The sequence below is a fragment of the Lysobacter sp. 1R34A genome, assembly GCF_051217035.1.
Classification (GTDB): domain Bacteria; phylum Pseudomonadota; class Gammaproteobacteria; order Xanthomonadales; family Xanthomonadaceae; genus Lysobacter.
This window is the reverse complement of sequence record NZ_JBPKJP010000111.1, coordinates 1-12,222: the sequence shown is the minus strand read 5'-3', so window position 1 is coordinate 12,222 and position 12,222 is coordinate 1. Positions and strand designations below refer to the sequence as shown.

11 protein-coding genes are annotated in these 12,222 nt (G+C 69.7%); 4 read left to right on the top strand and 7 right to left on the bottom strand.

All coding sequences use genetic code 11. The features are described from left to right. Nucleotides 1-233 (top strand): hypothetical protein (locus tag ACSAMQ_RS17860; RefSeq protein WP_435396951.1); only part of this gene is annotated, 233 nt, incomplete at its 5' end. 140 nt (nucleotides 234-373) lie between these two features. Beyond that, entirely contained in the window at nucleotides 374-2,077 is a 1,704-nt protein-coding gene (gene asnB / locus ACSAMQ_RS17855) for an asparagine synthase B (RefSeq protein WP_435396950.1), read from the top strand. A gap of 156 nt (nucleotides 2,078-2,233) precedes the next feature. On the opposite strand, the gene ACSAMQ_RS17850 is transcribed toward asnB, so the two are convergent. From ACSAMQ_RS17850 to ACSAMQ_RS17840, 3 genes are all read right to left on the bottom strand, one after another. Next, nucleotides 2,234-2,710, bottom strand: a complete 477-nt coding sequence (locus ACSAMQ_RS17850; protein ID WP_435396949.1) for a hypothetical protein — start codon at nucleotides 2,708-2,710, stop codon at nucleotides 2,234-2,236. A 252-nt stretch (nucleotides 2,711-2,962) separates the two neighbouring features. Further along, the gene (locus tag ACSAMQ_RS17845; protein WP_435396948.1) at nucleotides 2,963-4,099 is read right to left on the bottom strand and encodes a polysaccharide deacetylase family protein; all 1,137 of its coding nucleotides are present in this window, start codon (nucleotides 4,097-4,099) and stop codon (nucleotides 2,963-2,965) included. A 113-nt stretch (nucleotides 4,100-4,212) separates the two neighbouring features. After that, nucleotides 4,213-5,199 carry a tetratricopeptide repeat protein gene (locus ACSAMQ_RS17840; protein ID WP_435396947.1) on the bottom strand — a complete coding sequence of 329 codons (987 nt, stop codon included), beginning with the start codon at nucleotides 5,197-5,199 and terminating at the stop codon, nucleotides 4,213-4,215. Between the two features lie 216 nt (nucleotides 5,200-5,415). Between ACSAMQ_RS17840 and ACSAMQ_RS17835 the strand changes: the two genes are divergently transcribed. After that, on the top strand, nucleotides 5,416-7,230 hold the full coding sequence (locus ACSAMQ_RS17835) for a monovalent cation:proton antiporter-2 (CPA2) family protein (RefSeq protein WP_435396946.1): 1,815 nt from the start codon (nucleotides 5,416-5,418) through the stop codon (nucleotides 7,228-7,230). 22 nt (nucleotides 7,231-7,252) lie between these two features. Here the strand turns inward: ACSAMQ_RS17835 and ACSAMQ_RS17830 are convergent, their stop codons facing one another. The 3 genes from ACSAMQ_RS17830 to ACSAMQ_RS17820 form a co-directional block, all read right to left on the bottom strand. Further along, nucleotides 7,253-8,179, bottom strand: a complete 927-nt coding sequence (locus tag ACSAMQ_RS17830) for a TolB family protein (protein ID WP_435396945.1) — start codon at nucleotides 8,177-8,179, stop codon at nucleotides 7,253-7,255. Nucleotides 8,180-8,227: 48 nt separating this feature from the next. Next, complete coding sequence (locus ACSAMQ_RS17825; protein ID WP_435396944.1) at nucleotides 8,228-8,851, bottom strand: CGNR zinc finger domain-containing protein; 624 nt, start codon at nucleotides 8,849-8,851, stop codon at nucleotides 8,228-8,230. 82 nt (nucleotides 8,852-8,933) lie between these two features. Beyond that, the gene (locus ACSAMQ_RS17820) at nucleotides 8,934-9,836 is read right to left on the bottom strand and encodes a LysR family transcriptional regulator (protein WP_435396943.1); all 903 of its coding nucleotides are present in this window, start codon (nucleotides 9,834-9,836) and stop codon (nucleotides 8,934-8,936) included. Between the two features lie 260 nt (nucleotides 9,837-10,096). On the opposite strand from ACSAMQ_RS17820, the gene ACSAMQ_RS17815 reads away from it, so the two are divergent. After that, a complete protein-coding gene (locus ACSAMQ_RS17815; RefSeq protein WP_435396952.1) occupies nucleotides 10,097-11,017 on the top strand; it encodes an MBL fold metallo-hydrolase in 921 nt (306 codons plus the stop codon). 227 nt (nucleotides 11,018-11,244) lie between these two features. On the opposite strand, the gene ACSAMQ_RS17810 is transcribed toward ACSAMQ_RS17815, so the two are convergent. Beyond that, a partial coding sequence (locus ACSAMQ_RS17810) for a trypsin-like serine peptidase (RefSeq protein WP_435396942.1) occupies nucleotides 11,245-12,222 on the bottom strand: 978 nt, incomplete at its 5' end.

Sequence of the window (12,222 nt, the reverse complement as noted above, 5' to 3'; positions counted from 1 at the left end):
CCGCCCGAACCGCGACCGCGGTCGCGCCGGCGGCGATATGGCGGGTCCGACGCCGGCATGAGGCGCTTGCATCCGGCGCGATCCTCAAGCAGGATCGAGCCATGACCGCCGTCTTCGCCACCGCCCGCCGCAGCCACGCCGCCCTCCGCGGCCGTGCGCGCCCGGCCGCGGCCGACGTGCGGGTCAACAACAATAATCGCAATAACGCCAGCCTCCCGCGGGCCGGCGATTAGCGCGCGCAACATACGCTCAATCGCTCAGGAAGCCCGCACTGCGAAGTGCGGGCTTTCTGCGTTTAGGGCGCCTGCTTTTCTCCCGCCGTCCCTTCCGCCTTTCCCATCCGAACGCTGCAAACCCTCCAGGAGATGCTCAGATGTGCTCGATCCTCGGTCTGTTCGACCTGCGCCCCGGCGCCGACCTGCGCCCGCTGCGGCCGCTGGCCCTGTCCCTGTCCGCGCGCCAGCGCCATCGCGGTCCCGACTGGTCCGGCGTCAGCGTCGAGCCGCGCGCGATCCTGGTGCACGAGCGGCTCGCCATCGTCGACCCGACCGGCGGCTCGCAACCGCTGCGCTCGAGCGACGGCGAACTCGCGCTCGCGGTCAACGGTGAAATCTACAACCATCGCGAACTCGAGCAGCGGCTCGCCCGGCCCTACGAATTCCAGACCAAGTCCGACTGCGAAGTCATCAACGCGCTGTACCGCGAAGGCGGCGAACACGGCGACCTCGGCGAGTTGCTCAACCGTCTCAACGGCATTTTCGCGTTCGCGTTGTGGGACGCGGCGCGCGGCCGCTACCTGATCGCACGCGACCCGATCGGCGTATGCCCGCTGTACTGGGGCCACGATGCCGACGGCCGCCTGTGGGTGGCGTCGGAAATGAAGGCGCTGGCGCGTTTGTGCGACGACGTCAGCCCGTTCCCGGCCGGCCACTACTACGACAGCGAGGTCGGCGCGCCGGTGAAGTATTACCAGCGGCCGTGGCGCGACTACGACGCCACCCGCGGCGTCGAGGTGTCCAGGCAGGAACTGCGCGAAGCCTTCGAGCGCGCCGTGCACCGGCAGATGATGAGCGACGTGCCCTATGGCGTGTTGCTGTCGGGCGGGCTGGACTCGTCGCTGGTCGCCGCCTGCGCGGCGCGTTTCGCCCGCCGCCGGGTCGAGGAAGACGACCAGGCCGAAGCCTGGTGGCCGCGTCTGCATTCGTTCGCGATCGGCCTGGAAGGCTCGCCCGACCTGGCCGCGGCCGAGATCGCCGCGCAGGCGCTCGGCACGGTGCACCACGGCTTCACCTACACCTTCGAAGAAGGCCTGGACGTGCTGCCGGACGTGATCCAGCACATCGAGACCTACGACGTGACCACGATCCGCGCGTCGACGCCGATGTTCCTGCTGGCGCGGCGGATCAAGGCGATGGGGGTGAAGATGGTGCTGTCGGGCGAAGGCTCGGACGAGATCTTCGGCGGCTATCTGTACTTCCACAAGGCGCCGAACGCGCGCGAATTCCACGAGGAACTGGTGCGCAAGCTCGACGCGCTGCACAGCTTCGACTGCCTGCGCGCCAACAAGTCGATGATGGCCTGGGGCGTGGAGCCGCGGGTGCCGTTCCTAGACGTCGAATTCCTCGACGTGGCGATGCGCATGGACGCGCAGGCGAAAATGGTCGACCACGCCGCCGGCGGCAAGCGCGGCATCGAGAAGGCGGTGCTGCGCGAAGCCTTCGAGGGCTATCTGCCCGATTCGATCCTGTGGCGGCAGAAGGAGCAATTCAGCGACGGCGTCGGCTACGGCTGGATCGACGGCCTCAAGGCGCATGCCGAAGCGCAGGTCAGCGACCGCGACATGGCCACGGCGGTGGGACGTTTTCCGATCAACACGCCGCAGACCAAGGAAGCGTATTTCTATCGCAGCCTGTTCGAGCGCCACTTCCCGGGCGCGGCCTGCGCCGAGACCGTGCCCGGCGGCAAGTCGATCGCCTGCTCGTCGCCGGCGGCGATCGCCTGGGACGCCTCGTTCGCGAACGCCGCCGATCCGTCGGGACGCGCGGTGGCCGGCGTGCACCAGGCGGCGCTGGTGTGATCGGCGAGGCTTGAGCGGCGCTACCTGGGTGGCACCGCTTGGGCCGCCGATCTGGGCGGGCCTCGGGGCACGAGGCCCGGCAAGCGTGCATCGCTTGCAGTCGTCGGTGGCGATCAGGACGATCGCCGTCCATGGCGATCGTGTCCGGCGAGTGCGTTACTGCCCGCAGCCCGGCCAGCGGCGCTCGAGGTTCTTGTACTCCCAGGTCCCGTTCGGGCATTGCACGTTGACCGTCGCGGCCGCGACCAGTTCGCAGCCCGGTGCCTTGAACACGGTGGTGCCGCTGGTCACCGGCACGGTCGAATAGGCGCCGGCGATCTCGGTGTCCTGCACGTCGCTGACCCAGTTCGGGTTGGCGGCGTTGCGGCTCATCACCACGCTCTGGGCGACGAAATAGTTGGGGTAGGGCACCGAGCCCTGGGCGAAAGGATTGCGCACCAGGCTGGCTTCGGCGTGCGCGCTGGCGGCGCTGCCGCTGTGGTCGAACGCCAGCTTGAGCTTGGCCGAATACTTGCCGTCGCAGGCGGACTGGTTTTCCCAGATGCTGGGCGGATCCGAAGCGAGCGCGGCCAACGGCAGGACGAGCGAGAACAGGCCGGCGGCGAGCGCCGTAATCCGATAGGTCTTGAACATTGTCGAATCTTCCTTGGATGACGTTGGGTAAGAGCCCGCCGGCGAGTCTCCGGTGACGTGGTTTCCCGGGGGCCTGCGCTGCGCGCAGGCCGCGACCGTGCGGACGGCGCCGCGACGGGCGGCGCCGGCGGGAATGTGGCACAGGCGCTGCGCGGCGTTAACGCGCCGGGACGGCCTTTGCGACGAAAGCCGCCATGGCCCGACGAAACCCGACAAGGCGCGGACCAAATCAGCGCCGGATTTGCGGCGGGCTCAGCCGCGGCCGGGATAGTCCTTGCAGTCGAGCCAGTGCAGGCCCGCACCGCGTGTCTGTCGCAACAGTCCGGGCAGGGCGACGCGCGCCTTGTCGTGGACGTCGTGGAACAGGATCGTGCCGTGGCGCCACAGCAGCATCAGGCTGAGCAACCGGCCTTGCACCTCAGCGGCCGAGACCTTGGCGTTCCAGTCCTGCGAATCGATGCTCCACAACGCCACCCGCAGGCCGCGCTGGGCGAAGAACGGCCCGCTGTCGGCACGGCGCTGGCCGTACGGCGGCCGGAACAGCGGCACGTAAGCCGGACCGGCGACGGCGCGCACCAGCGCATCGCTGCGGATCACCGATTCCTGCCACTGCGCCCAACGCGCATGCGATTGGTGCTCCCAGCCGTGCGAGGCGACGCACATGCCGGCGTACAGATCGGTCGGCCGCGCCGGCGCGGCGCCGAGCCGCCGTTGCAGCGATTCGCCGACCACGAAGAAGGTCGCGTCGAGCCCGGCTTGGCGCAAGCTCGCCAACAGGCGGTCGGTGTTGCCGCCGGGCGCGCTCGGGCCGTCGTCGAAGCTCAGCAGGAACTGGCGGTCGGGCAATTCGCTGCCGTCGAGTTCGGCGCTGGAATAGGTGTCGATTTCGCTGCTGACCCGCGGAAACAACGCGGCCAGGCGCAAGGTCTCGTCGAGATAGATGCGATGGAAGCGCGCGGCGTCGACGCGCCAGGCCGCATAGGCGCGGTCGGGCGTCTCATCGAAAGCCATGGCGAGTTTCCGCAGCGCCGCGGCGTCCTCGGCCGCGGCGCAGAACGCCTCGCGCGGTGCGCACGAGCGCGAGGCCAGCCGATAGTTCGCGCTCAACCGCTGCCAGAAGCGCGCGCGGATCTTGTCGAGCGAGGCGCGATCGATCTGCTTGAGCTTGAGGCGGGCAAGCAGGGCGGCCTCGTCGAGGCTTTCGCTGGTCGCGAGTTCACGGGCGAAGGCGAGGATCTCGGCGCGCGAGGCGCGGTCGAACGCAGCCGGCGTGTCCAGGCCATGCGGCCAGGTGGCGCGGTCGGCGCTGGCGACCGCGGACGGGCCGGCAGCCTGGGCCGGCGGCGCGAGGCCGAGCGCGCTCCAGGCCAACAAGATCTGGGCCGACAAGATTCGGGCCGATAAAATCCGGGCCGACAAGATCCGGGCCGACAAAATCCGGGCCCGTCCCGACTTAAGCCGGGATGTCGTCGGCGCGCTCGCGGCGGCGAGGGAGGCGCGGTTCACAGCCCGCGCACCCGTTCGATCGCCCGGTCGTAGGTCGGGTCGGCCTGCTCGCGCTTGGCCGAGAGATAGTTCGACATGGCCTCGTCGTAGCGCCCGTCGTCTTCCAGCAGCCTGCCGATGTTGTAGTAAGCGCCGGCGCGGATCGCACCGGCGCCGGCTCCGCGGGCCAGGGCGATGGCCTGGCGCGAGGCCCAGATCGCCTCGGCGCTGCGGCCGAGCTTGAGGTAGGCCAGCCCCAGGTTGCTGTAGGCCAGGGCATAACCGGGGTCGAGCTCGATCGATTGCTGATATGCCGCGACCGCGCCTTCGAGGTGGCCCGCGCGATACGCCGCTTCGCCGCGCTGGTTGGCAGCGGCGGCGGGGCCGGGCCGGCCGGCATCGATCTCGTCGCCGCCGGCACCGTCGGCGGCGCCGTCGAGGCGGGCGAGGCGATCGAGTTCCGCATCGACGCGTTCGGCCGGCGCGGTGCTGGCGTCGATCCGGTCGATGTCCTCGAAGCGGCCTTCGCCGTCGATGCGGAACACCCGCCACAGATTGCCGGGACGGTCCCGCGGCACTGCGTAGCTGCGCAGCAATTGCCCGCCCAGATACAGCGAGACCTGGGCGCCGCTGCGCGACAGCGCGCTGGCGGCCGGATGGTTGCGGTTGCCGAAATCGTGAACCGCATAGGTGTAGCCGTAACCGGCCTGCTTGCGCAGCAGGGTCAGGGTTTCCGGGCTCCGGCCCGCGCCCGCGTCGCGGCCGCTGCCGTCCAGGTCCAGGCGCGCGTCGTCGCCGGTCTTGCGCTCGAAATAGACGTGCCGGTCGGGATAGCTCAGGTGCGAGTCGAGGTCGGCGTCGGCGGCGTTCCAGCTCAACACGATGCGCAAGCCGTCGAGGCTGGCGGCGCCCGTATCCGTATTCGGGCTGAATGCCCGGGCCGTACCGCCGCAGAGCGTGACGCAGCTGAAAACCAGGGCGAGCGCAGCCACACGGCGAAGCATGATCCGGTCCTTAGAAGGGGAGTCGCGAGGCGCGATCATAGCAACGCCGCAGGCCGAATCCGCGGCGCCGGCGCCGGCGCGCATACCGCCGCGGCGCGCCTGTTAGGCTGTAGCGAGGCCGGGCCGCAGGGGGCGGCCGTGCACGCGAATGCAGTGAGCCGGCCCGCAGGGACGGCCGTGATCGAATACGAGTGAGTCGAGAAGGGGGGACGCGCGATGGCCGCCGAAGCGCAGGGCAGCGAACTGGTCAAGGTAGTGGTGCTGCTCGCAGCCGGCGTGATCGCGGTGCCGATCTTCAAGCGCATCGGTCTGGGTTCGGTGCTCGGCTATCTGGCCGCGGGCCTGGCGATCGGTCCGTTCGGGCTCGGCTTCTTCTCCGACTCGCAGGCGATCCTGCACGTCGCCGAACTCGGCGTGGTCATGTTCCTGTTCCTGATCGGCCTGGAAATGCGGCCGTCGCATCTGTGGAGCCTGCGCCGCGAGATCTTCGGCCTGGGTACCGCGCAAATCCTGGTGTGTTCGGCGGCGATGACCGGAGTCGGCCTGGCGGCCGGTTTCCCGCCGGTGGTCGCCTTCATCGCCGCGATGGGCTTCGTGCTGACCTCGACCGCGATCGTCATGCAGATCCTCGGCGAGCGCGGCGACCTGGCCCTGCCGCGCGGGCAGCGCATCGTCTCCATCCTGTTGTTCGAGGATCTGCTGATCGTGCCCTTGCTGGCCCTGGTCGCGCTGATGGCGCCGGCCGACCTCGCCGTCGACGGCGCCTCGCGTTCGCGCTGGCTCGACATCGGCATCGCCCTGGCCTCGCTGGCGGCGCTGCTGGCGGCCGGCATCTGGCTGTTGAACCCGCTGTTCCGCGTGCTCGCCGCGGCCAAGGCGCGCGAGGTCATGACCGCGGCGGCGCTGTTGGTGGTGCTCGGCGCGGCGCTGCTGATGCAGGTCGGCGGCCTGTCGATGGCGATGGGAGCGTTCCTGGCCGGCGTGCTGCTGTCGGAATCGACCTTCCGCCACCAACTCGAGGCCGATGTCGAACCTTTTCGCGGCATCCTGCTGGGCCTGTTCTTCCTCAGCGTCGGCATGTCGCTGGACCTGATCGTGGTCGCGGCGAACTGGCCGCTGATCGCCGGCGGCGTAGTCGCGCTGATGATCGTCAAGGCGGCGTGCATCTATATCGTTGCGCGCCTGTTCAGGGCCTGCCATACCGAAGCGCTGGACCGCGCGGTGCTGATGGCGCAGGGCGGCGAGTTCGCCTTCGTGCTGTTCTCGGCGGCGGCCGGCGCCCGCCTGATCGACGCCGAAGTCGGCGCCAACCTGACCGCGATCGTGGTGCTGTCGATGGCGTTGACGCCGATCGCGATCATCGCCTTGCGCCGGCTGGCGCCGAAGACCGCATTGTCGCTGGAGGGCGTCGACGAGCCCAACGGCCTCGGCGGCAGCGTTTTGCTGATCGGTTTCGGCCGCTTCGGCCAGGTGGTCTGCCAATCCCTGCTCGCGCGCGGCGTGGAGGTGTCGATCATCGACACCGACGTGGAGATGATCCAGAGCGCGCAGACCTTCGGTTTCAAGGTCTACTACGGCGACGGCACCCGTCTCGACGTGCTGCACGCCTCGGGCGCGGACACCGCCCAGTTGATCGCGATCTGCATCGACGACCGCGCCGCGGCCACCGTCACCGCCCAGTTGATCCGCCATGAATTCCCGCAGGCGCGCTTGCTGGCGCGCAGCTTCGACCGCGAGCACGCGCTCGAGCTGGTGCATGCCGGCGTCGACCTGCAGGTGCGCGAGACCTTCGAGTCGGCGATGCGTTTCGGCGAAGCGGCGTTGATCGAACTCGGCGTGCCCGAAAACGAGGCCGCGGAAGTCGTGGCCGAGATCCGCCATCGCGACGCCGAGCGCTTCGAACTGGAACTGGTCGGCGGCGTACGTGCCGGCGTGTCGCTGCTGTACGGCAACATGCAGCAAACCCCGCTGGTCACGCCGAAGCCGCGCGCCGGCGCCAAGCCGGCCGAACCGTCCGCCAGCAGCGCATAGCCGCCCCCTCACTCCTCTTTTCTCACTCCTGGCCCCCGCACCGCGGCGGCCAACCCCGATCCGGCTGCGCTACCAGATCGACCAGGAACAATTCGCCCGAGCGTTCGCCGTCGGCCTGCGCGAACAGCAGGCGGTCGCCGCGCGGCGACAGCAGGGGGCCGACCTGGAACACGTCGCTGCGGGCCGGAATCCGCCCGCTTTCGCGCCAGCCCTCGCCATGCCGCTCGAACCGGTAAAGATGCGAGCGATCGCCGCGGTCGATCACCGCGACCAGGCTGCGGCCGTCGCGGGCGACATCGGCCTCGTACTCGTCGGCAGCGGTGCTCAGCGGCGGGCCGAGGTTGCGCACCTGCCAGCCGGCACCGGGCTGCGGCGTGGCGAGATAGAGATCGTTCTTGCCGTGCCCGCCGTCGCGGCTGGAACCGAAGTACAGGCGGCCGTCGGCGGTCGCGCGCGGCAGCAGTTCCGAGGCCTTGGAGTTGACCGGCTCGGGCAGGCGCTGCGCCGCGCCCCAGGCGCCGTCGGCGGCGCGCTCTACATAGTAGATGTCGAGGTCCTCGCCGGCCGGATCGTGGCGGGTCGAGACGAAATACAGGCGCCGGCCGTCGGCGCTCAGGAAGGGATCGGCATCGGCGGCGGAGGCCGCGGCGAACGACGGCGCCTGCGGCGCCGACCAACCGTCGCGGCCGCACCGCGAGTGCAGGATCCGCCAGTTGGCGAACTGGCGGTCGCTGCGCATGAAATAGATCTCGCGGCCGTCCGGCGAGAAGGTCGGCGAAGACTCGTACTGATCGCTGGCGATGCCCGGCGGCGTCCAGCGCACCGCGGCAGCCGGCTTGGGCGGCTGGCGGTCGGGCGCGTCGGCTCCGGCGCAGCCGGCGAGCACCAGCCAACCGGCGGCGAGCGAGCGCAGCAGCGATGTACGGGACGAGGGGCGGGGCGTGGCCATGGCGGCTCCTGCGTTGTCGGGCGGGCTCGGGCTGGGTTCGGTCCGCGCTCAATCGCCGTCGCGGGCGCGTTGCTGGAACCGGCGCGCCTTGGCGACGTTGCCGCAGGTCGCCATGTCGCACCAGCGGCGCCGGCCGTTCTTGGAGGTATCGACGAACACCCAGCCGCAATCGTGGCCGTCGCAGACGCGCAGGCGGTCGAGGCGGGCGTCCTTGAGCAACTCGATCGCGTAAGCGGTGATCACGTGCGCGATCAGGTCGAGCCCGGAACGTTCCGCCGACCACTCGGTCTGCAGCCGCGATCGTCGCGATACCAGGCGCGCGGCCTTGGACGCGGCCAGCCGGGCCTGGTCGATGAGGTCGAGGTCGGCGGCGCTCGGCGCCTTGCCGCGGGCGAGGGCGTACAGCGCATCGCACAAGGCTTCGCGCAAGGCCTTGCAGCGCGCCAGGGCGGCGGCCGCCCTGGCCGGCTGCTGCGCTTGCAGTGCTTCGAGGACATTGAGGTCGGCGCGCGCGAAGCACGCAGTCTGGCGCGCCCAGCGCAGCAGCGCGGCGTAGTCGTCGAGCCAGTCGCGCGGCTCGCTGTCGCGCGCGGTGACGGTGTTGACCAGGTCGAGAGCCGGATCGCCGCCGACGAGATCGGCGGGCTGGAAGGCGTGGTGTTCGAGACGCATGCGGAGTCCTAGCGGTTCGCCACGAGACTAGGCCGATTCCGGCTAACCTTCAATATCGATTTGAAAGGTTCCGACCGACGGCTCAGGCGCGGTCCCAATAGGGCTCGTCGCCGAAGCGTTCGGCCAGGAAATCCAGGAAGCTGCGTGCCAGCGCAGGCATCTGCCGGCGCGAGGCGTACACGCCGTGGATGCCCATCGGCGGCAATTCGTAGTCCGGCAGGACGATTTCGAGCTCGCCGGCGCGCACCCAGTCCAGGGCCTGGTAGGTAGGCAACGGCGCGATGCCGGCGCCGGCGCGGGCCGCGGCGACCAGCACCGTGGCTTCGTTGGCGCTGATGTTGCCGCCGACCGCGACGCTGCACGGCTCGCCGCGATGACGGAACTCCCACAGGCTGCGGCCGACGTAATGATGGGTCAGGCAGTTGTGCGCGCTGAGCTCTTCGATCCGCTGCGGCCGGCCGCGTTGCGCCAGGTAAGCAGGCGAGGCGCACAGCACCGAGCGGCAGACGCTGAGCCGGCGTGCGATCAGGTTCGGGTCGAGTTCGCGCGCAATGCGGATCGCCAGATCGATGCGTTCCTCGACCAGGTTCACCGCGCGCTCGCCCAGCACCATGTCGATGCGCGTATGCGGGTGGCGTGCGAGGTAGTCGGCGACCGCCGCGGCGAGGTGGCTGGCGCCGAACGACATCGAGGCGGTGATGCGGATCTGCCCGTGCGGCTCGGCGTCGTCGGCGGCCAGGGCGAGGCGCAGGTCGTCGCCGATCTCGAGCATCTGCCGGAACCGCGCCAGCGCGGTCTCGCCAGCGCCGGTCAGGCCGATCCGCCGCGTGGTCCGGTGCAGCACGCGCACGCCGAGCCAGCGCTCGAGCTCGGCCAGATAGCGGGTGACCATGGCCCGCGACATGTCCAGGGCCTCGGCCGCGGCGGTCAGACTGCCGCGTTCGGCGATTTCGACGAAGACGGCGATGGCGGTCATCCGGTCCATTCGATTCGCTCGGAATATGCAAAAGACAGTCGACTTATACGCGGTTTTTCGCGCTGTTCGGGGCAACTATCCTGGCGCCATCGAGGCCGGGGCCGCATCGCCGGCCTCGCCGATCCGTCACGCGGTCTGAGCCCAAGGCCCCGCACCCTGGCCCCGGGTCGGAGTCGCACGTCGTCCGTCGCCGTCGTTCGTCCTATCGCCTTCACGAGGAAGCCTTCATGTCGCAGCCCCCCGTCCGTAACCATCGTTTGTTCCTGGCGGTGTCCGCCGCCGGCCTGAGCCTGGCCCTGGCCGCCTGCGGCCGCCACGAATCCACCCCGGCCGAATCGAGCGCGGCGCCGGCCGCTGCGACGACCCCGGCCGAGCCGGTCGCGGCAACGTTGAAGACCGAGGTCTACAACCCGGGCAAGCAGGGCATCTTCGAAGTCAGCTCGGTGTTGGTGACCGGCGCGCGGGAGGCGGTGCTGATCGACGCGCAGTTCGCCGCCGCCGACGCCCGCAAGCTCGTCGACCTGGTCAAGGCGTCGGGCAAGCGCCTGACCACGATCTACATCAGCCACGGCGACCCGGACTTCTACTTCGGACTGGACACCCTGCAGGACGCCTTCCCCGAGGCCAGGATCGTCGCCACGCCGCAGACGGTGGAACACATCCGCAGCACCCAGGAAGCCAAGTTCGCCTACTGGGGGCCGAAGCTCGGCGCCGACGCACCCAAGCGCATCGTCGTGCCGCAGCCGCTCGCAGGCGACCGCATCGAACTGGAAGGCCAGTCGCTGCAGATCGTCGGCCTCGACGGCCCCGCGCCGGATCGCAGCTATGTCTGGATCCCGTCGATCCGCACCGTCGCCGGCGGCGTGCCGGTGGTTTCGGGCGAGCACCTGTTCATGGCCGACACCCAGACCCCGCAGTCGCACCAAGCCTGGCTGGCCACGCTCAAGGGCATCGAAGAGCTCAAGCCCGAGGTGGTGATCCCGGGGCATTTCGCCGAAGGCGCCGCGCAGAACCTCGACGCGGTGCGTTTCAGTGCCGACTACATTCGCGCCTTCGACGAAGAGGCGGCGAAAGCGGCCGATTCGAAGGCCTTGATCGCGGCGATGAAGCGCCGTTATCCCGACCTCGGCGGCGACCTGTCGCTGGAGATCAGCGCGAAGGTCGCCAAGGGCGAGATGCCGTGGCATTGATCGGCGCCCACTGACGAGCGCTCCATGTCGGCTCGCAGGCTTCGGCTTCAAGGGTAGGCGCGGCGCGAGCCGCGACCGCGTCCTGGCCCGAAGCCGCGCGGTCGCGACTCGCGTCGCTCCTGCCCAGAGGGCAACAGCATCCCCGCGCGAACGGGAACGGCCGCTGCGCGTGCAGCGGCCGTTCGTTTACCTGCGATCGCATGTTGCGGATTGCGGCCTAACCCGACTCAGGGATTGAAATAGCTCGACACGCTCGAATAGATGTCCGAGAAGCGCGAGTAGTAATCCGGGTCGCGCGGCGCGCTGCAGTAGGAGTAACCGCCGTACAGACCGCCGCGCAGCTGATAACCGCCGGTGCCGGTCACGGTGAACAGGCCCGAGCCCGACGAGCCGCCTTCGGTGACGCCGGTGTTCCAGACCACGCGGTACAGCGGCGACTTGCCGTCGATCGAGGTCGACAGCCCGGTCACCGAACCCAGCGAATACTTCTTGACGTCGCCGGCCGGGTGATGGATGCCTTCTATCGCGGTGCCGGTGGAGCCGATCGCCGCACTCGACCAGCCCGCATACACCGCTCCCGAAGGCGGTGCGGTCTTGAGCTCGAGCAGGGCGGTGTCGCGGGTGTTGTTGGCGTGGCGCAGGTAAGCGCCGCCGCTGAGCGTGGTGTAGGCCGGATTGACGGTCGAGCCGTTGCAGGTGGTGACGTCGTAGAACCAATACGTCTGCAGCGAGTTGGCCACGGTCTGGTTGTTGATGCAGTGCGCCGCGGTCCAGAACAGGCGCTTCTTCGGCGAGTGATTGTTGTTGAGCAGGGTGCCGGTGCACAGGTAGGTGCCGCCGCCGCTGGTGAAGGTCATGCGCGCGACCGACTTGGCGGTGGAGACGAAGCCCGACGGCGGGCTGGTGCGGCAGACGATGTCCTTCTCGCAATAATCGCTTTCGCCGATCTTGGCCTGGAATTCGCGCTCGCTCGCGACCGGGCTGACGTCCAGGTGCGAAAGCTGCGGGATCTTCAGGCTCAGCGCGTTGGTGCGCACGCCCTTGGGCAGGATCAGTTCGACCGCGACGGTGTCGCCCGCAACCACCGGCGACCAGCCGAGCGCGTTGCCGGCGAAATCGGCGCCGCGCTGCTCGAACACGCGGCCGTCGTTGCCGGCGAAGTGCAGGATCGCCGAGGCCGCGCCGGCGCCGCGCAGCGACAGGCC